General features: G+C 63.3%; 24 protein-coding genes. 13 read left to right on the top strand and 11 right to left on the bottom strand.

The window, feature by feature from the left end:
• Window positions 1-27: 27 nt before the first annotated feature.
• The 7 genes from glyQ to miaB all read right to left on the bottom strand — a co-directional run bounded on the left by glyQ (window position 28) and on the right by miaB (window position 6,986).
• Window positions 28-945, bottom strand: a complete 918-nt coding sequence (gene glyQ / locus O3297_RS17345; RefSeq protein WP_305049289.1) for a glycine--tRNA ligase subunit alpha — start codon at window positions 943-945, stop codon at window positions 28-30.
• A gap of 150 nt (window positions 946-1,095) precedes the next feature.
• A complete protein-coding gene (lnt, locus tag O3297_RS17340) occupies window positions 1,096-2,610 on the bottom strand; it encodes an apolipoprotein N-acyltransferase (protein WP_305049288.1) in 1,515 nt (504 codons plus the stop codon).
• A 79-nt stretch (window positions 2,611-2,689) separates the two neighbouring features.
• Window positions 2,690-3,568 carry an HlyC/CorC family transporter gene (locus O3297_RS17335; protein ID WP_034746750.1) on the bottom strand — a complete coding sequence of 293 codons (879 nt, stop codon included), beginning with the start codon at window positions 3,566-3,568 and terminating at the stop codon, window positions 2,690-2,692.
• 117 nt (window positions 3,569-3,685) lie between these two features.
• Window positions 3,686-4,105, bottom strand: a complete 420-nt coding sequence (locus tag O3297_RS17330; protein WP_034780174.1) for a DUF4259 domain-containing protein — start codon at window positions 4,103-4,105, stop codon at window positions 3,686-3,688.
• Window positions 4,106-4,109: 4 nt separating this feature from the next.
• On the bottom strand, window positions 4,110-4,574 hold the full coding sequence (ybeY, locus tag O3297_RS17325; protein ID WP_176376477.1) for an rRNA maturation RNase YbeY: 465 nt from the start codon (window positions 4,572-4,574) through the stop codon (window positions 4,110-4,112).
• On the bottom strand, window positions 4,558-5,622 hold the full coding sequence (locus O3297_RS17320; protein ID WP_070257432.1) for a PhoH family protein: 1,065 nt from the start codon (window positions 5,620-5,622) through the stop codon (window positions 4,558-4,560). The genes ybeY and O3297_RS17320 overlap by 17 nt, the downstream gene beginning before the upstream one ends.
• Window positions 5,619-6,986 carry a tRNA (N6-isopentenyl adenosine(37)-C2)-methylthiotransferase MiaB gene (gene miaB, locus O3297_RS17315; protein WP_070281530.1) on the bottom strand — a complete coding sequence of 456 codons (1,368 nt, stop codon included), beginning with the start codon at window positions 6,984-6,986 and terminating at the stop codon, window positions 5,619-5,621. Before miaB ends, O3297_RS17320 begins: the two co-directional genes overlap by 4 nt.
• A gap of 650 nt (window positions 6,987-7,636) precedes the next feature.
• On the opposite strand from miaB, the gene O3297_RS17310 reads away from it, so the two are divergent.
• Window positions 7,637-7,963 carry a hypothetical protein gene (locus O3297_RS17310; RefSeq protein WP_034746769.1) on the top strand — a complete coding sequence of 109 codons (327 nt, stop codon included), beginning with the start codon at window positions 7,637-7,639 and terminating at the stop codon, window positions 7,961-7,963.
• Between the two features lie 167 nt (window positions 7,964-8,130).
• On the opposite strand, the gene O3297_RS17305 is transcribed toward O3297_RS17310, so the two are convergent.
• Window positions 8,131-8,976 carry an HDOD domain-containing protein gene (locus O3297_RS17305; protein ID WP_305049287.1) on the bottom strand — a complete coding sequence of 282 codons (846 nt, stop codon included), beginning with the start codon at window positions 8,974-8,976 and terminating at the stop codon, window positions 8,131-8,133.
• Complete coding sequence (locus O3297_RS17300; RefSeq protein ID WP_306508788.1) at window positions 8,973-9,302, bottom strand: hypothetical protein; 330 nt, start codon at window positions 9,300-9,302, stop codon at window positions 8,973-8,975. The genes O3297_RS17305 and O3297_RS17300 overlap by 4 nt, the downstream gene beginning before the upstream one ends.
• A gap of 214 nt (window positions 9,303-9,516) precedes the next feature.
• On the opposite strand from O3297_RS17300, the gene O3297_RS17295 reads away from it, so the two are divergent.
• The 4 genes from O3297_RS17295 to O3297_RS17280 are packed head-to-tail and all read left to right on the top strand — an operon-like array spanning window position 9,517 to window position 12,268.
• Window positions 9,517-11,088 carry a sensor histidine kinase gene (locus O3297_RS17295; RefSeq protein ID WP_305049695.1) on the top strand — a complete coding sequence of 524 codons (1,572 nt, stop codon included), beginning with the start codon at window positions 9,517-9,519 and terminating at the stop codon, window positions 11,086-11,088.
• A gap of 21 nt (window positions 11,089-11,109) precedes the next feature.
• A complete protein-coding gene (locus tag O3297_RS17290; RefSeq protein ID WP_305049286.1) occupies window positions 11,110-11,691 on the top strand; it encodes a DUF1697 domain-containing protein in 582 nt (193 codons plus the stop codon).
• On the top strand, window positions 11,691-12,092 hold the full coding sequence (locus tag O3297_RS17285; protein WP_070257437.1) for a DUF3224 domain-containing protein: 402 nt from the start codon (window positions 11,691-11,693) through the stop codon (window positions 12,090-12,092). Before O3297_RS17290 ends, O3297_RS17285 begins: the two co-directional genes overlap by 1 nt.
• Window positions 12,089-12,268: a hypothetical protein gene (locus O3297_RS17280; protein ID WP_034746783.1), complete on the top strand. Its 180-nt coding sequence runs from the start codon at window positions 12,089-12,091 to the stop codon at window positions 12,266-12,268. The genes O3297_RS17285 and O3297_RS17280 overlap by 4 nt, the downstream gene beginning before the upstream one ends.
• 70 nt (window positions 12,269-12,338) lie before the next feature.
• Here the strand turns inward: O3297_RS17280 and O3297_RS17275 are convergent, their stop codons facing one another.
• Window positions 12,339-12,743 (bottom strand): PEP-CTERM sorting domain-containing protein, encoded by a 405-nt coding sequence (locus O3297_RS17275; RefSeq protein WP_305049285.1) that lies wholly within the window; start codon window positions 12,741-12,743, stop codon window positions 12,339-12,341.
• A gap of 333 nt (window positions 12,744-13,076) precedes the next feature.
• Here O3297_RS17275 and O3297_RS17270 point away from each other — a divergent pair, with 333 nt between their 5' ends.
• The 4 genes from O3297_RS17270 to O3297_RS17255 are packed head-to-tail and all read left to right on the top strand — an operon-like array spanning window position 13,077 to window position 15,204.
• Complete coding sequence (locus O3297_RS17270) at window positions 13,077-13,430, top strand: helix-turn-helix transcriptional regulator (RefSeq protein ID WP_034780109.1); 354 nt, start codon at window positions 13,077-13,079, stop codon at window positions 13,428-13,430.
• Between the two features lie 8 nt (window positions 13,431-13,438).
• Window positions 13,439-13,864 (top strand): YeeE/YedE family protein, encoded by a 426-nt coding sequence (locus O3297_RS17265; protein ID WP_034780106.1) that lies wholly within the window; start codon window positions 13,439-13,441, stop codon window positions 13,862-13,864.
• Between the two features lie 8 nt (window positions 13,865-13,872).
• A complete protein-coding gene (locus O3297_RS17260; RefSeq protein WP_070257440.1) occupies window positions 13,873-14,304 on the top strand; it encodes a YeeE/YedE family protein in 432 nt (143 codons plus the stop codon).
• A gap of 42 nt (window positions 14,305-14,346) precedes the next feature.
• Complete coding sequence (locus O3297_RS17255; protein ID WP_305049284.1) at window positions 14,347-15,204, top strand: ChaN family lipoprotein; 858 nt, start codon at window positions 14,347-14,349, stop codon at window positions 15,202-15,204.
• A 14-nt stretch (window positions 15,205-15,218) separates the two neighbouring features.
• Here O3297_RS17255 and O3297_RS17250 read toward each other — a convergent pair whose 3' ends face one another.
• Entirely contained in the window at window positions 15,219-16,046 is an 828-nt protein-coding gene (locus tag O3297_RS17250; protein ID WP_305049283.1) for an IclR family transcriptional regulator C-terminal domain-containing protein, read from the bottom strand.
• 166 nt (window positions 16,047-16,212) lie between these two features.
• Here O3297_RS17250 and O3297_RS17245 point away from each other — a divergent pair, with 166 nt between their 5' ends.
• From O3297_RS17245 to O3297_RS17230, 4 genes are all read left to right on the top strand, one after another.
• Entirely contained in the window at window positions 16,213-16,911 is a 699-nt protein-coding gene (locus tag O3297_RS17245; protein ID WP_305049282.1) for a 3-oxoacid CoA-transferase subunit A, read from the top strand.
• Between the two features lie 10 nt (window positions 16,912-16,921).
• Window positions 16,922-17,563, top strand: a complete 642-nt coding sequence (locus tag O3297_RS17240) for a 3-oxoacid CoA-transferase subunit B (protein WP_092607904.1) — start codon at window positions 16,922-16,924, stop codon at window positions 17,561-17,563.
• A 69-nt stretch (window positions 17,564-17,632) separates the two neighbouring features.
• Complete coding sequence (gene pcaF / locus O3297_RS17235; protein ID WP_305049281.1) at window positions 17,633-18,835, top strand: 3-oxoadipyl-CoA thiolase; 1,203 nt, start codon at window positions 17,633-17,635, stop codon at window positions 18,833-18,835.
• Window positions 18,836-19,087: 252 nt separating this feature from the next.
• A complete protein-coding gene (locus O3297_RS17230) occupies window positions 19,088-20,383 on the top strand; it encodes an MFS family transporter (RefSeq protein ID WP_034780684.1) in 1,296 nt (431 codons plus the stop codon).
• The last annotated feature ends 70 nt before the right edge of the window (window positions 20,384-20,453 follow it).

The raw sequence follows: 20,453 nt of genomic DNA, 5'->3' as shown, positions 1-20,453 counted from the left end.
TGGTACGGCGGTGTATGAGCTAGGCGATCAAGCGGCGGCGGGTTGGTCTGCGGCGGGCAGCATCGGGAAACCGAGGCGCTCGCGCGAGTCGTAATACGCTTGCGCCACCAGGCGCGACAGGGTGCGCACGCGGCCGATGTAGGCGGCGCGTTCCGTCACCGAGATGGCGCCGCGCGCGTCGAGCATATTGAAGCTGTGCGATGCCTTCATGATCTTTTCGTAGGCGGGCAGGGTCAGTTGCAGCTCGATCAAACGCTTCGCTTCCGCTTCGTAGTTGCCGAACTGTTCGAACAGCAGGTCCGTATTCGCGTGCTCGAAGTTGTAGGTCGATTGCTCCACCTCGTTCTGGTGGAAGACGTCGCCGTAGGTCAGCTTCTTCGTGACTCCGTTTTCTTCCCACTCGGTCCACACCAGGTCATACACGTTTTCCACGCCTTGCAGATACATGGCCAGGCGTTCGATGCCGTAGGTGATCTCGCCCAGCACGGGCTTGCAATCGAGGCCGCCCACTTGCTGGAAGTAGGTAAACTGGGTCACTTCCATGCCGTTCAGCCAGACTTCCCAGCCCAGGCCCCAGGCGCCCAGGGTCGGGCTTTCCCAGTCGTCTTCGACGAAGCGCACGTCATTCTGCGTCAAGTCCAGGCCCAGCGCGGCCAGCGAACCCAGATACAGGTCGAGGATGTTTTCCGGCGCAGGTTTGAGCACCACCTGGTACTGGTAGTAGTGCTGCATGCGGTTCGGATTTTCGCCATAGCGGCCATCTTTCGGGCGGCGCGACGGCTGCACATACGCGGCGCGCCAGGGTTCCGGGCCGATCGCGCGCAGGAAGGTGCCGGTGTGGAAGGTGCCGGCGCCGACTTCCATGTCGTAAGGCTGGAGCAGGGCGCAACCTTGCTTGTCCCAATAGGTTTGCAAGGTCAGGATAATTTGTTGAAATGTGAGCATCGTATGAGTTCGCCGCGCGGGAGACTGCGCGCTGTTAAGGTTTGCTTGAAGCCCGGACGCTGCCAGTCAAGCGCGTCCGGGCCGGGGTTTTGCTAATTTTAGCGGTTTTTACGGGCCCACTGTGACTCTTCGGACAATATCGGCCGCTTATTACTGCCCGGCGCGGCCACGGCGGGCGGCGCGCGACAGCAGGAAGGCCGCCAGCAGGGCCAGCGCGGCCAGGGCCAGCACCAGTTTGTTGCCGTACAGAATGTATGGCGTCATGCCGCCCATGCCTTGCACCTTGGCCGCCAGCGTGGCTTGCTGTTCCGGCGGCAGGAGGCTTTGCACCACGCCCTTGCCGTCGATGACGGCGGTGGCGCCCGTGTTCGTCGAGCGCAGCATGGGGCGGCCCGTTTCCAGGCTGCGCATCTGCGAAATCTGCAAATGCTGCGGGATGGCGATCGAGTCGCCAAACCAGGCCAGGTTCGAGATATTCAGCAGCACGGACGCCGACTGCTTGCCATGGCGGTGGGCGCTGGCCAGCTGGCCGGCGATTTCCTCGCCAAACAAGTCTTCGTAGCAGATATTCGGCAGCACCAGCTGGTCGCGCACCTGCAGCGGCGCCTGCACTTCCGCGCCGCGGCCCATGTCGCCCAGCGGGATGGCCATCATGGCGACAAACCAGTGCAGGCCGGGCGGCACGAATTCGCCGAACGGCACCAGATGGTGCTTGCGGTACTGGTAATACGGTCCCGGCGCCCCGTTGGGCGTGATCCCCAGGGCCGCATTGTAGAAGCGCTGCTGCTCGTCGAGCACGGGCATGCCGACCAGGATCGTGCTGCCCGTCTGCTGCGAATAAGCCGCCAGGCTGTCCAGATAGCCGGGCGGCAGCTGGTGCGGCAGCACGGTGACGGCCGTTTCCGGCGTGGCGATCAGGTCGGCCGGCGCGCTGGTGATGGAGCTCTGGTACATTTGCAGGGCGCCCAGCACGAAGCCGGGGTCGAATTTCTGCTGCTGCGGCACGTTGCCCTGCAACAGGCGCACCGTGATCGGGCGTCCGACCGGGTGCGTCCACGCCACGTACTGCAAGCCGATGCCTGCCGCGTACAGCGCGATGACGCCGCCCAGCGCAAACCAGCGCGTGCGGTGCGTCAGCAAAAGCAGGGCGCCGGCCGACAGCGCCGCCAGCCAGCCCAGGCCATACGCACCGACGATGGGGGCAAAGCCGGCCAGCGGGCTGGCATTGTGGGCGTAACCGGTGGCCAGCCACGGGAAACCCGTAAACAGCCAGCCGCGCGTCCATTCGAACAGCGTCCAGGTGGCGGGCAGCACCAGCAAGGTCATGGCGGGCAGGGACAGCACCCAGCGCTGGCGCAGCCAGGCGGCCGCGCCCATGGCCAGGGCCACGTAAATGGCCATCAGGAGGGCCAGCAGGGCCACGGCGATGACCGCGATCGGCGCGGCCATGTCGCCATAGCGGTGCATGGAGATATACAGCCAGTGCGTGCCGGCCGCGCACCAGCCAAAACCGTAGGCCCAGCCGATCAGCGCGCCGGCTTTGACGTTCGCCGCGCGCAGCACCTGGTAGAACAGCACGCCCAGGCTGAGGATTTGCAGGGGCCAGTAGCCGAAAGGGGCGAACGCCAGCACCGCGACGGCGCCGGCGATGGCGGCAGTCAGCATGCGCGCCCCTATGCTGCGGGGCGGTTTGGCGGGGGCGTTGGGGTCAGCGCGTCTGAAACGCATTTACAGCACGCGCATGTCAGAGTTCCAGTTCCGGCACGTTGGGCAGGCGCTCGACCAGCAGCACGTGCACCTGGCGCGCATCGGCGCGCAGCACCTCGAAGCGCAAATTGCCCAGGTCGAAAATATCGCCCTTGTGCGCCATGCGGCCCAGGTACTTCGACACGAGGCCGCCGATAGTGTCGACGTCGTCGTCGACCAGGTGGCTGCCCACTTCCTCGTTGAACTGCTCGATCTCGGTCAGCGCCTTGACGCGCCAGCGGGGACCGAACTGGCCTTCCTTGAGCGACAGGATGTTGTCCTCGGCTTCGTCGAAGTCGTATTCATCCTCGATATCGCCGACGATCTGTTCCAGCACGTCTTCGATGGTGATCAGGCCGGCGACGCCGCTGTATTCATCAACGACGATGGCCATGTGATTGTGGTTGGCGCGGAAATCGCGCAGCAGCACATTCAGGCGTTTCGATTCGGGGATGAAGATGGCGGGGCGCAGCATGTCGCGGACGTCGAAAGTTTCTTCTGCGTAATAACGCAGCAAGTCTTTCGCCAGCAGGATGCCGATGACCTTGTCGCGCTCGCCTTCGATCGCGGGGAAGCGCGAGTGGGCGGTGGACAGGACTTCCGGCATCCATTCCTCGATCGGCTTGCTGATGTCGATGACATCCATTTGCGAACGGGGAATCATGATGTCGCGCGCGCAGAGATCCGATACCTGAAACACGCCTTCGATCATCGACAGGGCGTCGGCGTCGATCAGCTTGCGTTCATGCGCATCGTGTAGAACTTCGAGCAATTCTGCACGGTTCTCTGGCTCGGGGGAAATGAGTGCGGTCAGGCGTTCAAACAGTGACCGGTGGGGCTTGACGTCAGTTCTGACGCCACTAGGGTGCTCGGGCATAGGAGGCGTGAGCCGTTGTTGCGAAGGGATATAGGATACACCAAAAGTGGGGGAATACCGGATTTCCCCGCTTTTGATGCAAATTTAATATGTTGAAGTGCGCCGTTGCCCGACGTTTCAGGCGTCCGCGCCCAGCACGCGCGCGCGCAATGCCGCCACGTCGGCCTGCCAGTCGGCGAAATGCTCGCTGTCCTGCCACAGCTGGCGCAGTTCCGACGCTTCCCCGCCGATCTTGTCGAAGGCCAGGCGTGCTTTTTCCAGCAACGGCGGCGTGACCTTCTTCTTGCAGGCGGCCACCCATTCGTCCACTTCCGCAGTGGCCGGGTCGTCCTCGCCCGGCTTGCCCAGCAGGCGCGCGATCACTTCCAGCGCGGCCAGCGCTTCGGCGGCGAACGGCGCCTCCAGTTGCGCTTCCTGGCTGTCGATGACGTTGTCGAGCGTCGTCTCGACCAGTTCCAGGGTTTTATATTCGTGCAAGTCCTGCGCCCAATCCATGGCGTAGTCGTTGCCGAAGGCATCCAGTGCCCAGGTTCCCATGCTCTTACTCCTTGTACGGGTCGGTAATGCCGAGTTTCGCGAGGATCTCCGTTTCCAGGCCCTCCATCTCGGTGGCTTCCTCGTCATCCATGTGGTCGTAACCCTGCGCATGCAGCACGCCGTGCACGATCAAATGGGCCGTGTGCTCTTCCACGCTCTTCTTCTGCTCCGCCGCTTCCTTCTCCAGCACGTCTGTGCACAGGATGATGTCGGCGCGCGTCGGCTCGTCGTCATTCAACTCTTCGCCTTCGTTGTAGGCGAACGTCAGCACGTTGGTGGCGTAATCCTTTTCGCGGTAGTCGCGGTTCAGGGTACGGCCTTCTTCCGCGTCGACGAAGCGGATCGTGAATTCGGCAGGGGCGAACAGGGCCGCCTTGACCCAGCGGCGCACTTTCGGGCGCGTGATCAGGGTTTCCAGGCGGGCATCCGGGTATTGCACGGACAGGGACAGTTTATTTTTTTCGGACATTTTTGGCGGCAGCTGGTTTCAACAAGGGGAGTAACTGGGCGGCGTCGGCGTTGGCCGCCTGCGCCGTTTCATAGGCGTCGACGATGCGCGCGACGAGCGGGTGGCGCACCACGTCGGTGCTGTTAAATTGCGTGAAGCCGATGCCGCGCACGTCTTTCAGCACATGCACGGCGTCGATCAGGCCGCTCGTCTGGCTCTTGTGCAGGTCGACTTGCGTGACGTCGCCCGTCACCACGGCCTTGCTACCGAAGCCGATGCGCGTCAAAAACATCTTCATCTGTTCGACGGTGGTGTTTTGCGCCTCGTCGAGGATGACAAACGCGTGGTTCAGGGTGCGCCCGCGCATGTAGGCCAGCGGGGCGATCTCGATCACCTGTTTTTCAAACAGCTTTTGCGTGCGGTCAAAGCCCAGCAAATCATACAGCGCATCGTACAGGGGACGCAGATACGGATCGACCTTTTGCGCCAGGTCGCCCGGCAAAAAGCCCAGGCGCTCGCCCGCTTCGACGGCCGGGCGCGTCAAAATGATGCGCTTGACGGCGTCGCGTTCGAGCGCGTCGACGGCGCAGGCGACGGCCAGGTAGGTTTTACCCGTGCCGGCGGGGCCCACGCCGAAGCTGATGTCGTGTTCGAGGATGTCGCGCAGGTAGGCGATCTGGTGCGGCGTGCGCCCGCGCAGGTCGGAGCGCCGCGTTTTCAGCACGGGGCTGGCGATATCCGGCTCGACGAAGGTGCTGGCGGGCGCGTTGGCGTGGTGTTCCGAGGCGGCGGACAGGCCCGCGCGCTGTTCCACCAGGGCCAGCTGCACTTCTTCCAGCGGCACGACCTTGTTGGCGATGGCGTAGAACTGCTCGAGGATTTCCACGGCGCGTTCGGCATTGCTGCCGCCGACGATGAATTTCTCGCCGCGGCGGAAGATCGTCACGTCGAGGGCGGCGGAAATCTGGCGCAGGTTTTCATCGAGGGGGCCGCACAGGTGCGCCAGGCGCGTGTTGTCCAGCGGCTCGGGGATGAAGTAATGCGGCTGTATCGGGGCTTTGGTTTTCAACTGGCTCTTTTCAATGCGGGTGCGCTGGCGACGAGTTCGCCGCGCAGGGTGTAGGAATGGCTTTCGGTGATGCGCACGTCGACCAGCTGGCCGGTCAATTGCAAGCCGTCGGGACCGGCGTCGAAATTGACCACGCGGTTGTTTTCCGTGCGGCCTTGCAGTTCGCTATCGTCTGTATCCTTTTTGGAGCGGCCTTCGACGAGGATGGTTTGCACCGTGCCCACCATGGCCAAGCTGTATTTGCGCGTGTTGGCGTCGATGGCCGCCTGCAGCTGCTGCAGCCGGGCCAGCTTGACTTCGTGCGGCGTATCGTCTTCCAGGCTGGCGGCCGGCGTGCCGGGGCGCTTGCTGAAGATGAAGCTGTAACTGTTGTCGAAGCCCACGTCGGCGATCAGCTTCATCATGGCGTCGAAGTCGGCCTGCGTCTCGCCAGGAAATCCCACGATGAAGTCGGACGAAATCGCCATGTTTGGGCGCACGGCGCGGATGCGGCGGATGATGGACTTGTATTCGAGGCCCGTGTAGCCGCGCTTCATGGCGCCCAGAATCTTGTCGGAACCGTGCTGCGCCGGCAGATACAGGTGGTCGACCAGCTGCGGGATCTTCGCATAGGCGTCGATCAGGCGCTGCGTGAATTCCTTCGGGTGGCTGGTGACGAAGCGCATGCGTTCGATGCCGGGAATGTCGGCCACGTATTCGAGCAGCAGGGCGAAGTCGGCGATCTCTCCGCCTTCCATCGCACCGCGGTAGGCGTTCACGTTCTGGCCCAGCAGGGTGATTTCCTTGACGCCCTGGGCGGCCAGGCCCGCCACTTCCGTCAGCACGTCCTCGAAGCGGCGCGACACTTCCTCGCCGCGCGTGTAGGGCACGACGCAGTAGCTGCAATATTTGCTGCAGCCTTCCATGATGGAGACGAACGCCGAGGCGCCCTCGACCTTGGCCGGCGGCATGTGGTCGAATTTTTCGATTTCCGGGAAGCTGATGTCCACTTGCGAGGCGCCGCTGGAGCGGCGCAACTCGATCATCTGCGGCAGGCGGTGCAGGGTTTGCGGGCCGAAGACCATGTCGACATACGGCGCGCGCTTGACGATGGCGTCGCCTTCCTGCGACGCCACGCAGCCGCCCACGCCGATCAAGAGGTGCGGCTTGGCCAGCTTCAGGTCGCGCAGACGTCCCAGGTCGGAAAACACTTTTTCCTGCGCCTTTTCGCGCACGGAGCAGGTATTGAGCAGGATCACATCGGCATCTTCCGGCGTGTCCGTGCGCACCAGGCCATCGGAGGCGCCCAGCACGTCGGCCATCTTGTCCGAGTCGTACTCGTTCATCTGGCAGCCGAAGGTTTTAATGAATACTTTTTTCTGCATGGAGTTGGGCGCTTATCGGTAAATGTGGCGGCAAACAAGATGGCTGGGCGGGATGTTGCAGCGCAGGGGGCCGCTCAGGGCGGGCGCGGTGGATGACCGGCTTGGCGCCTCTGGCTGCCCGGCGGCAGGCTCGCTGCAAGTTCAGGCGATAGTTTAGCGTAAAACGCCGGGGCGGGCCATGTTGTGCTTACCTTGCCGACAAGGTTGCCGCCTGCATATGCCGCCATGTGACGTGATGCTCAAAAGCATTTATTGCCGTGCGACACCATTGATTTGTAACAAGTTGCTGCAAAGCCTTGTGTGCGCCCGCTGGCATCCTAATGTGTTGAAATAGCATCGTTGCCAAGCCAACCAGCAGCTTGATTGATATTTAACAATCAGGAAGTTTGCGCGAGGCGCAGATGCTGCGTGTTTGGGCTAGTATATTGCCTTATATGCAATTCATTTTTGGCGAGTCATACGTGCTTTGAGTGTCTTTATTCACGCGGCAAGTTGCGTACGTTGGCTGGGCGTGGCAGTGCGAGTCCTGTACAGGCAGTGCGATAAGGAGGGAGGGCTGAATCCGATGGAAGACGTTTATTTGAACACTCTAAGCCAGCCTTAAGTTCGTATCGGCATTATTTTCTACATTCACCAGACGAGGAAAAATCATGGCACATCATGCATTAGCATCGCAAGAGAGTTACAACCCGAACCACCTGCTGGACATTCTGCTGAGCAAGATGCAGCTGAAAAACGATGCAGCCCTGTCGCGTCTGCTTGAAGTGGCGCCACCGGTCATCAGCAAGATCCGCCACCACCGCTTGCCGGTCGGCGCCTCGCTGCTGATCCGCATGCACGAAGTGACGGGCATGAGCATTCGTGACCTGCGTGACTTGATGGGCGACCGCCGCACCAAGTATCGTCTGTCCGACGCCCAGGGCCGTCCAAAAGCGGAAGACCGCGGCGATGCGCAAGAATCGAATTACGCGCACTGATGTGGTGGTTGTACGCTGACTGTGCCGCTTGCGTAGCTGCTGGCGGCAACAGGCTGGCGTGGACCGGGCAGCATGGACGTACCGCAGTACCTATAACGGCTTTCGCCTCGCAGCGAGAGCCGTTTGCGTTTGCGGCTGTGCCTGCCGAGTTCGCTTAGCTTAAGCAATCAGCTTAGCAAGGCCGAGGTGATTTCATCGTAACGCAGCTCCGTTTCGCGGAACAGCTGCAGATACGTGTCTTCGCCCAGGCCAAGCGCATCCCAGGCCACCGGCGAGACGCGCGGCACCATGTCGTCGCCCGCCTGCGCCAGGTCGAGCGCGCAAACAAGCGCATTGGCCACGTGGATCAGCGATGCGAGGAAGCCTGCCCCCGGCGTTTCCGGCTGCAGGTAGTTGGCCAGCGTCAGGCGCATGGTATCGGAAAAATTCCAATGTTCGGCCAGCGCCACGCCGGCCTGCACGTGGTCCACGCCCAGCACGGTTTGCTCCGCTTCGAGCAGGCTGCAATCGTGCGCCGCCTGGTGCGCGATGACTTGCGCGTAATGCGCGGGAAAGCTGCTGACCAGCACCAGGCGGCCGATGTTGTGCAGCAGGCCGGCCGTGAACGCGTAATCCTGGTTGAAGCGGATCTGCCGCGCCAGCACCTTGGCGCAGGCGGCTGTCGCCACCGAATGGCGCCAGAAGGCCTTGTCGTCGAAGCCGGGGCAGCGACCTTCCGGGAAGCAGCCCGTGATGGCGGCCGACGTGATCAGGCTGCGCGTGGTCTGGAAGCCCAGGTACGTGATCGCCTGCTGGATGGTGGTGGCCTTCACTTGCAAGCCGTATTGCGACGAGTTGGCCAGGCGCAGGGTTTTCGCCGTCAGTGCCTGGTCGTACGACACTTTTTTGGCCAGCACGGAAATATCGACGTCTTCCTGGTCGATGCTGTTGAGCAGTTCCATGACGACGGCGGGCAGCGAGGGCAAATCGTCGAGGTGGGCGACGATGTCGTCGAGGGTCAGCTGGGTGCTCATGCGGCCTCTCCCGTGCCCAGGCGGTACGCCGTGACATAGCTGCGCAGCAAGGTGGTGGCCGCGTCCAGGGGATCCTCCGGGTCATGCTTGCGGAACAGGTAGGCCAGCCGTTCGCTGTCGGCCGCCTGTTGTGCGGCGATTTCTTCGGGCGACGGTGGCGGCGCCTGGATCGGCAGCATGTCGATGTTGTGGCGCGGCATCAGGGCCAGCATGTTTTCAGTCAATACCGCGCCTTGCGGCAACAGCACTTGTCCATGCGCATCGAGCAAGACATCCGACAAGACCATGCCAGGACGAACTTGTTCCAGGGGTAGATGTTGATGCATGACCGCCATGACGACTCCTTAGATGATTGCGGGATATTACCATTGCCATGACGCAATGTCTCAACCTGTATCAAGGCTCTGTGGAAAACGGTATTGCTGTAAATCTTGCCAATAAGCATGTCATACCGTACATTTGATTCAGGCTGTTGTCCGCTGACGTATCTGCGCCCGCGCCGCGGGCCGGCGACCGGCCTGGCCCGGGGAGTGTTGATTGATGGTGAGTATCCAAGTCCGGCTGACCCTGCTTTTTGTCGTGATCGTCACCCTGGTGCTGGGCATTTCGGGTACCTATACCCAATATACCTTGAGCAAGGAACTCGAATCGGGCAGCGCGCGTCTGCGCAGCGGCGTGCTCACGCGCTTGCAGACGAGTTTGCCTTCCGCCCTGTGGGATCTCGATAAATCCAAGGTCGACAGCATCGTCGCGGCCGAAATGCTGCCGCCGGAACTGGTCGGCATCCGCGTCTACGACGCCTCCGTCGGCCTGTTCGCGGGCGAAGTGCGCGATGCGGCGGGCACCCTGGTGCCGCTGACGGCCGACGTGGCCATGGGTGGCACGCCCGTCGAGGCGCCGCTGGTGTTCCGCGACGCCGTGGCCGCAGCCACGGGTGGAAAGCCCGTGATCGTCGGCAAGGTCATCGTCAATTTCAGCCGCGCCCAGATCGATGCGGCCCTGCGCGGCGAAGTGCGGCGCAAGGTGCTGGAAGTGTTGCTGCTTGACATCATTCTGGTGGGCGCCCTGGCGCTGAGCCTGCGCATCGTCTTCGGGCCCTTGAAACAGTTGCGCGACGGCTTGTTCGACCTGGCCACGCGCGGCAGTGACGATGTCGAAGAGCTGCCGGAAAACCGGCGCGACGAGCTGGGCGACGTGATCCGCGGCTTCAATGCCGTGCAGCGCAAGCTCAAGTCCATCATCGAGGGCAGCCGCGAGGCGGAAGACATGGCGCGCCGCTCGCAGCAGGCAACGGCGCAGGCCATGGACGAGCTGCGCCGCGCGCAGGAATCGTTGCTGCAGTCGGAACGCCTGGCCTCGCTGGGCAGCCTGGTGGCCGGCGTGGCGCATGAAATCAACACCCCGGTCGGCATCGCGCTGACCAGCGCCTCGGTGCTGAAGGAGGCCACCGATGCCATCAGCACGGCGGTGGCCGGCGGCAGCGTGAAGAAGACCGATATCGTGCGCTACCTGGAAACGGCCGGCGAAAGCGCGCGGCTGATCATGAACAATGCCTATCGCGCCGCGCACCTGATCCACAGTTTCAAGCAGATCGCCGTCGACCAGGTCAGCGAGGCGCGCCGCTTGTTCGAATTGCGCGACTATATCGGTGAAGTGATTTCGAGCCTGCAGCCGACCCTGAAAAAGACGCGCATCCGCATCGCTATCGATTGCCCGCCCGGCATCATGCTCGACAGCTATCCGGGCGCGCTGGCGCAGGTGCTGACCAACCTGGTCTTGAACTGCGTCGAGCACGCCTTTGATGCGGATACGGACGGCCATATCTATATTGGCGTGCTTGGCGATAACGACTGGATCGCCATGCAGGTGCGCGACGATGGCCGCGGCATCGCGCCCGACATGCTCGACCGCGTGTTCGACCCGTTTGTCACCACGCGGCGCGGACAGGGCGGCACGGGCTTGGGCTTGAATATCGTATTCAACTTGATTGCCAAGCAGTTTGGCGGCACCATCACGGTCAGCAGCACGCTGGGGCAGGGCGCGACGTTCCTGCTGCGCCTGCCCAAGGTGACGCCATTGCCGGAAGGCGCCGCCAGCGGTCCTGCCGGCTAGGCATAGGCAAGGAGACAATACATGGCACAGATGGAAAACAGTCAGCAGGTGGCGCTGTTGCGCGGGATCAATGTGGGCCGCGCCAAGCGCGTGGCCATGGCCGACTTGCGCAAGTTGCTGGGCGACCTGGGGTTTGCGCAGGTGCGTACCGTGCTCAACAGCGGCAACGTCGTGTATGACGGGGGCAAGGTTGCGCCGGCCGATGCCGCTGCCCGCATCGAGGAAGCGCTGGTGCTGAAACTGGGCGTGGCGGCCAGGGTGACGGTGCTGTCGGCCAGCCAGTTTGCCGAACTGATCGAACAAAACCCTCTGGCGCCGGCGGCCGATGCGGCCCGGCTGCTGGTGCTGGTGCTGAACAATCCGGCCGACGTCCAGCGTCTGGCGCCCCTCTTGCAGCAGCCGTGGCAGCCGGAAGCGCTGGCGCTGGGGCGATGGGCCGCGTATGCCTGGTGTCCCGATGGTGTGCTGGCCAGCAAGGTGGTGGCGGCCCTGGGCGTGCTGCTGGGCGATGGCGTCACCTCGCGCAACTGGGCCACCATGCAAAAATTACATGCGCTGCTGAACGGGCCGGAAGCGGCAGTCACATCGACCAAGGAGTACTGATGCCTTTCATTACCGGAACCTTTGACGTCAGCATCACCCCGGAAACCTTGTCGGACACGGCCGCGCAATCGGGGCTGGGGCGCTTGTCGCTCGACAAGCGCTACCACGGCGCCCTCGACGCCAGCGCGCAGGGCGAGATGCTCAGCGCGCGCGCCAGCGTGGCCGGTTCGGCAGGCTATGTGGCGCTGGAGCGGGTGGAAGGCAGCCTGGACGGGCGCCATGGCAGTTTTTATTTGCAGCACAGCGGCACCATGACGCGCGGCGCGCCCGCCTTGTCGGTGACGGTGGTGCCCGATACGGGGACGCAGCAGTTGCAAGGGCTCACCGGCAGCCTGGCCATCCGCATTGAGGACGGCAAGCATTATTATGACTTTACGTATGACATTGTTGAGACGCAATGAACTGGGATATCGTCAAGGGGGTCTTGATCGTGCTCGTGGCCATCAGCGTGGTGGTGACGGCCTTCGTGCTCATTTCCGCCTCGGGCCCGGACAAGGCGGGCTGTATCGCGCGGGCCCTGAAGTCGGGCATTCCGGTGGGGAATATCGAACGGGTCTGCCGCCTGCTGGACAAATGATGACGCCATAAAAAAACATTCCGCACCAGGCGGAATGTTTTTCAGCAGCGCCTTGCCAGTGCTGGCGCCGTCAGTTATCGAATTTTTCCTGTTTTTCGCCGTGCAGGCTCAAGGCCACCAGGCCCAATCCCACCAGCAGCATCGAGTACATGCTCGCTTCAGGCACGGGGGCCGGCACGTGGGTTTGCTGTGCGGGCGCGGCCGTCATGGGCCTGGGCGGCGCCAGGGCCACATGGTGCGCGCCACTGGTGCTCCAGTGCGGTGCCGCAGCCGCGCTGCTGGCAAGCAGGCGTGCATACGGCAAGTCCGGCGTTTCCCAGCCGGGATTATTATTCAAGCTGATGCTTTCATCGATCGCCACGCGTTCACCGGTTTCCTGCTGCTTGCCGGCCGCCGTGTCGCTGACTGCCGCCACGCTCCATGTGCTGGCCGACAGCGCCAGCAAGGCCACGCATAACGGCTGATAGATACTCATCGTGCTCTCCCTGTTGTTCACCGCGCGGCGCAGCCGAAACCGGCTTGCGCATGGACGGATAATTCGCCTGTACGGGGGCGTATCATGGTTTTTCTGCTGTTCTCCCATTACAGCACAGATCGTGACAATTTTGATACGTTTATTTCTTCTTTATTACGAATATTTGTCATTTTGATAGCGTAAACATGATCGTTGCCGCACACTTTGCATGAGCACGCTATCGCCAAAAAACACTGTTGTTTTTTTGTGCGAATCGCCAGCAGGAAAACAGTATATTGATTAGTATATTGTTTATCGCATGATGATCAATATGACCGCCTGTGGGAGGGCAAGATGGAGACAGTCGCAACACCGCAACACGCATACAACCTCGACGCCATGCGTGGCTCGGCCTACAAGGCCAGCTCGCTGCTCAAGGCCATGGGCAATGCCGACCGATTGATGCTGCTGTGCCAGCTATCGCAGGGCGAGCATTGCGTCAGCGACCTCGAACAAAAAGTGGGCATCGGCCAGCCGACCCTGTCGCAGCAGCTGGGCGTGCTGCGCGAAGAGATGCTGGTGGCCACGCGGCGCGATGGCAAGCAGATTTATTACCGCGTCGCCAGCCCGCCCGTGCTGGCCGTGCTGCAAGTGCTGTACGCGCAATTTTGCGCGCCGCGCCCCGCCTTCAACGACGAAGCGGACTGAACGCTGCCATGAGCATAGCCTGGCAGCACTTCACGCCGTGGGCCTCGCTGGCCGGCGGCATGCTGATCGGCCTGGCGGCTGCCCTGCTGATTCTGTTCAATGGGCGCATCGCCGGCATCAGCGGCATCCTCGGCGGCTTGCTGCGGCCGCGCAGTGGCGACCTGGGCTGGCGCATCGCCTTTCTTGCCGGCCTGATCGGCACGCCCCTGCTGTACCAATTGTGGCAAGCCTTGCCGCCCGTGCAGATCGACGCGGGCACGCCCGCCCTGATCGTCGCGGGCTTGCTGGTGGGCGTGGGCGTGCGCTATGGCGCCGGCTGCACCAGCGGCCACGGCGTGTGCGGCCTGTCGCGCCTGTCCCCGCGTTCGCTGGCGGCCACCATCGCCTTCATGGCGGCCGGATTCCTCACCGTCTATCTGTTGCGCCATCTGTGAGCAAGCTTATGAGCAAGCTGATCCTTTCCCTGTTGAGCGGCCTCCTCTTTGGCCTGGGCCTGATCGTCTCCGGCATGGGCAATCCGGCCAAGGTGCTCGCTTTCCTCGACCTGGCCGGGGCCTGGGATCCGTCGCTGGCGCTGGTGATGGGCGGCGCCATCGGCGTGGCCCTGCCAGCCTTCTGGCTGGCGCGCCGGCGCAGCACGGCACTGTTGGGCGAGCCCATGCAGTTGCCGGCATCGCGGCGCATCGACCGGCGCTTGCTGCTGGGCAGCCTGGCCTTTGGCGTGGGCTGGGGCATCGCCGGTTTTTGTCCCGGTCCCGCCCTCGTATCCCTGCTGGCGGGCCAGCCGAAAGCGTGGCTGTTTGTGGGCGCCATGCTGGCCGGCATGGTCCTGTTTGAAGTGCTGGAGCGCCGCAAGCTGCCCGCGCCGGTCTGAGACGGTACAATCTGGCGCATCGCCACTTTGGATACTGCTTACATGAAGACCGTGATTTTCCGCGCCGGCGCGCGCGCCGCCCTGCTGTCCAGCATGCTGGCGCTGGCCGCCTGCGGCAGCTTGCTGAAGAAGGAAGCGCCGCCCGCTCCCGTGCCCGTGGCCGACACCTTGCCCAATCCGCAAGTCTTGCTGCTGGGCGAAGTCCATGACAATGCGCAAGGCCAGCGCCTGCGCGTCGAAGAATTGCGCCGCCGCCTGGCAGCCGGCTGGCGTCCCGTGATTGTGATGGAGCAGTTCGACCGCGAAAACCAGGACTTGCTGACGCGCGCCGCGCGCGATTGCGCCGATCCCGACTGCATCATCCGCGTGATGGAACAGCCGCGCTGGGACTGGAGCTTGTACCGGCCCGTGCTGGACCTCGTCATCAGCTACCAGCTGAGCCTGGTCGCCGGCAACCTGTCGCCGGCCGATGCGTCGCGTATTGTGCGCGACGGCATCCAGTGGTCCATGCCGCCCGCCATGGTGGCCACTTACCTGGCCGTACCCGTGCCGGCCGATATCCTGGACGGGCAACAGAAGGAAGTCCAGGCGGCCCGCTGCAATATGCTGCCCGACATGATGATCAACGGTGTCGTCAACGCCCAGGTGGCGCGCGATATCTGGATGGCCAAGCTGATCCGCGACCAGGCGCCGCGCGACGTGGTGCTGATCGCCGGCAATGCCCATGTGCGCAAGGATATCGGCGTGCCCCGCTGGCTGAAGCTGGCCGACCCGCAGCTGAACGTGCGCAGCATCGGCTACCTGGAGCAGGGCGGCAGCGGCTACAAGGGCACGTTTGACCTGACGCAAACGATGCCGGCGCAGCCGCGCGCGGACCCGTGCGCGAAGTTTAAGAAATAAGGTTTAGGAAATAATCACTGCTGCACCCGCACCAGGGCGCTGACCCGGCTTGCCGTCTCGAGCAGTTTCGGCAAGCTGTGTTCCAACAGGTGCGCCACGGACGGCCCCGCCGTCTGGCCGCTGACGTTGATGGCCGCCACCACCTTGCCAGCCCGGTCGAACACGGGCGCGGCCAGGGCGATCAAGCCCTGTTCCAGCTCTTCCTGCACCAGGCACCAGCCCTGACGCCGCACTTGCGCAATCTCATCCATCAAGACGTCGATATCGACCTTGGTCGCCGGCGTGATTTTCAGCAGCGCCATCTTTGACAGCCGTGCGTGCAGCACGTCGGGCGCCAGGCCCGCCAGCAACACCCGTCCCATCGAGGTGCAGTAGGCGGGCAGGCGGCTGCCGATGCCCAGGTTGATCGACATGGTGCGGTGCGCGGACAGGCGCACCACATACACGATGTCATCGCCGTCGAGCACGGTGGCCGAGCACGACTGGCGCAAGGTCTGCATCAATTCTTCCAGCAGCGGCTGCGCCTGCGTCCACACGGGCAAGGACGACAGATAGGCGTAACCGAGGTCCAGCACCTTGGGCGTCAAACGGAACAGCCGTCCATCCGCTTCCACATAACCGAGATGCAGCAAGGTGTGCAGGATGCGCCGCGCGCCCGCGCGCGTCAGCTGCGCCCGCTCCGCCACTTCGCTCAGGGTCTGTTGCGGCGCGTCCGCGCCAAAGCTGCGCAACACGGCCAGCCCCCGCGCGAACGATTGCACATAGCTGTCGCCGGGACGCGGTGCGCCGTCGGCGTCGAGGGTGTCTGCGGCGGAAAGGGGCGTGCTGCGGAGGTCGGTCATGGCAATTCCAATTGATCAAGGTGGCAATTATAGCCATGGCGCTGGCGAAAACGGCAAATTGACAAGCGCCCCGATCAGGCATATTCTCACGAATAAGTTCTAAATACGAATATTTGTTCGTTATGCGAACAAATAACAGATGGCTTTGATTTGGAGGAAGCAGGCAATGATCGACAAACTGCGTTCCAGCGTGCTTGATGCGCTGGCCGATATCCACGATGGCGCCACCGTCATGATTGGCGGCTTTGGCGGCGCCGGCCAGCCGGCCGAGCTGATCGACGGCTTGATCGCCCAGGGCGCGCGCGACCTCGTCATCGTCAACAATAATGCGGGCAATGGCGATACGGGCCTGGCTGCCCTGCTGAAAAACGGGCAAGTGCGCAAGATCATCTGCTCATTTCCCCGCCAGACCGATTCCCACGTCTTCGACGCCCTGTACCGTGCGGGCAAGCTGGAGCTGGAGCTGGTACCGCAGGGCAACCTGGCCGAGCGCATCCGCGCCGCCGGCGCCGGCATCGGCGGCTTTTTCACCCCCACGGGCTATGGCACGGACTTGGCCAAAGGCAAGGAAACGCGCGAGATAGATGGCCGCATGTATGTGTTCGAGTCACCGATCCACGCCGATTTCGCGCTGATCAAGGCGGAGCAGGGCGACCGCTGGGGCAACCTGACCTACCGCAAGACGGCGCGCAACTTCGGCCCGATCATGGCCATGGCCGCGAAAGTCAGCATTGCTTCCGTGCATGAAGTTGCCGAGTTGGGCAGCATCGATCCCGAGCACGTCATCACGCCGGGCCTGTTCGTGCAGCGCATCGTGCAAGTGCCGCGCACGGCCACCGGCCCCGCCGGCTTCAAAGCCGCCTGAGGAGTATCAAGTGAATAAATGGAATCGAGATCAAATGGCGGCCCGCGTGGCGGCCGACATCCATGAAGGCAGTGTCGTCAACCTGGGCATCGGCTTGCCGACCCTGGTGGCGAACCACTTGCCGGCTGGCGCGGACATCATCCTGCACAGCGAAAACGGCGTCATCGGCATGGGCCCCGCGCCCGCGCCCGGCGAGGAAGACTACGACCTGATCAACGCGGGCAAGCAGCCCGTCACCCTGCTGGCGGGCGGCAGCTATTTTCACCATGCCGACAGCTTTGCCATGATGCGCGGCGGCCACCTGGACATCTGCGTGCTCGGGGCGTTTCAAGTGTCCGCCACGGGCGACCTGGCCAACTGGCACACGGGCGCGCCGGACGCCATTCCCGCCGTGGGCGGGGCCATGGACCTGGCCATCGGCGCGAAAAAAACCTGGGTCATGATGGAATTGCTGACCAAGACGGGTGAAAGCAAGCTGGTGCAGGCATGCACGTATCCGCTGACGGGCATCGCCTGCGTCAGCCGTATCTACAGCGACCTGGCCGTGCTCGACCTGTCGCCTGCCGGCGCCACGGTCGTCGAACTGGTCGACGGCTTGAGTTTTGAGCAGCTGCAAGCCTTGACGGCCGTGCCGCTGACGGACGGACGTTAGTTCGCCATCAATACGTCACCATCAATACGTAACGATCAATACGCAAACTACTTTCTTGGAGGAAAGAACATGACCCATGCATATATCTGCGACGCCCAGCGCACGCCCTTTGGCCGCTATGGCGGCGGACTCGCCGGCGTGCGCGCCGACGACCTGGGCGCCGTGCCCATCCGTGCCTTGATGGCACGCAATTCGCACGTGGACTGGACGGCTGTCACCGACGTGCTGTACGGCTGCGCCAACCAGGCGGGCGAGGATAACCGCAACGTGGCGCGCATGGCAGCCTTGCTGGCCGGCTTGCCCGACAGCGTGCCGGGCGCCACCCTGAACCGCCTGTGCGGCTCGGGCCTGGACGCCATCGGCAGCGCCGCCCGCTTCATCAAGAGCGGCGAGGCGGGCTTGCTGATCGCCGGCGGCGTGGAAAGCATGAGCCGCGCGCCGTTTGTCATGGGCAAGGCGGACAGCGCCTTTGCACGCGGCATGAAAATGGAAGACACGACCATCGGCTGGCGCTTCATCAATCCCTTGATGAAGGCGCAGTACGGCGTCGATTCGATGCCGGAAACGGCGGAAAACGTGGCCGTCGAGTTTGGCATCAGCCGTCTTGATCAGGACGCGTTCGCCCTGGCCAGCCAGGTCAAGGCGCTGGCGGCGCAGCAGGCGGGCGTGTTCGACAGTGAAATCTGCCCCGTCAGCATCGCGCAAAAGAAGGGCGACCCTGTCATCGTGGTCCGCGACGAGCATCCGCGCGCCACCACGCTCGACACTCTGGCCAAATTGAAACCCGTCGTGCGCGCCGACGGCACGATCACGGCCGGCAACGCGTCCGGCGTCAACGATGGCGCGGCGGCCCTGCTGCTGGCCGATGAAGCGAACGCGGCCCGCTTTGGCCTGACGCCACGCGCCCGTGTCGTGGCCATGGCGACGGCCGGCGTGGCGCCGCGCATCATGGGCATCGGCCCCGCGCCCGCCACCCTGAAAGTGCTGGCCATGACGGGCTTGACCCTGGCCGACTTCGACGTCATCGAACTGAACGAAGCGTTCGCCGCCCAGGGCCTGGCCGTGCTGCGCCAGCTGGGCTTGCCTGACGACGACCCGCGCGTGAACCCGAATGGCGGCGCCATCGCCCTGGGCCACCCGCTGGGCGCGTCGGGCGCGCGCCTGGCCATGACGGCCGTCAACCAGCTGCACCGCACGGGCGGCCGCTACGCGCTTTGTACCATGTGCATCGGCGTGGGCCAGGGCATCGCGCTGGTGCTGGAACGGGTCTGACCTCCAGCGCGTCCGGGCAGGCGCCATGCACTGTGCACTGACACAAGATGCGGCATTGGCATCGGCCAGGGCATCGCGCTGGTGCTGGAACGGGTCTGATTCCACCCGCCCGCAGGTGAAAAAAAGTTGCCGGCGATACGTATTAACGCGTATGCCGGGCGGCTTTTTGACCCCGATCAAGGGCGTATGATGCAAAACCAGCCCGGGCAACCCGGCTGGCGTTGGCTTTTTCACACGAACAAGAAGACTGATATGACATCCCACGATACTCCGCATGACGTTGCGCAGCTGACTTCCCAGCAGCGCATCAAGGCCATCATTGGCGCTTCCTCCGGTAACCTGGTCGAATGGTTCGACTTCTACATTTACTCGTTCTGCGCGCTGTATTTCTCGCACGCCTTCTTCCCGTCCGGTAACCCGACGACGCAGTTGCTGCAGACGGCCGGCATCTTTGCCGCCGGCTTCCTCATGCGTCCCGTGGGCGGCTGGCTGTTCGGCCGCATCGCCGACAAATACGGCCGCCGCCAGTCGATGATGATTTCCGTGCTGATGATGTGCGGCGGCTCGCTGATGATCGCCGTGCTGCCCACGTATGAAACCATCGGCGCCTTCGCCCCGTTCCTGCTGCTGGTGGCGCGTCTGTTCCAGGGCTTGTCCGTGGGCGGCGAATACGGCACCAGCGCCACCTACATGAGCGAAGTGTCGGAATCGGGCAAGCGCGGCTTCTTTGCCTCGTTCCAGTACGTGACCCTGATCGGCGGCCAACTGCTGGCCTTGCTGGTACTGGTGGTCTTGCAGCAATTGCTGACCCTGGAAGAATTGCGTGCCTGGGGCTGGCGCATCCCGTTCGTGTTTGGTGCCCTGGCGGCCCTGGTGTCGCTGAACCTGCGTAAATCCCTGACGGAAACAACCACCGCCAGCGAGCGCAAGGACAAGGACGCGGGCAGCCTGCGCGGCTTGCTCAAGCACAAGCGCGCCTTCATCACGGTACTCGGCTTTACGGCCGGCGGCTCGCTCGTGTTCTACACGTTTACCACCTATATGCAGAAATACCTAGTCAACACGGCCGGCATGGACACCAAGACGGCCAGCGCCGTCATGACCTGCGCCTTGTTGGTATATATGGTGCTGCAGCCGGTGTTCGGCGCCCTGTCCGACCGCATCGGCCGCCGCACCTCGATGCTGTTCTTCGGCGGCCTGGCCACCCTGTGCGTGCTGCCGATCATGCATGCCTTGAAGGACATCACCAGCCCGTACGCGGCGTTTGGCCTGATCATCATCGCCCTGGCCATCATCAGTTTCTATACGTCGATCAGCGGCTTGATCAAGGCGGAAATGTTCCCCGTCGAAGTGCGCGCGCTGGGCGTGGGCCTGTCGTACGCGGTCGCCAACGCCATGTTCGGCGGTTCGGCCGAATACGTGGCGCTGCAGTTCAAGGCCTGGCACGTGGAAGAGTATTTCTATTGGTACGTGACTGTCATGTGCCTGATTTCCTTCATCGTCGCCATCCGCATGCCGGACCCGAGCCGCTCGGGACTGTTGAAGTAAGCTTGCCGTAAAATGGGGGACACTGCGGTGTCCCTTTTTCATCACCGTTATCGTGCCGATCAGGAGTCTT

Origin of the sequence: Janthinobacterium sp. SUN128 (assembly GCF_030587275.1) — a bacterium.
In the GTDB taxonomy this organism is placed as follows: Bacteria; Pseudomonadota; Gammaproteobacteria; order Burkholderiales; family Burkholderiaceae_D; genus Janthinobacterium; species Janthinobacterium lividum.
The sequence above is the reverse complement of the archived record's forward strand: the minus strand, read 5'-3'. Positions and strand labels throughout refer to the sequence as shown.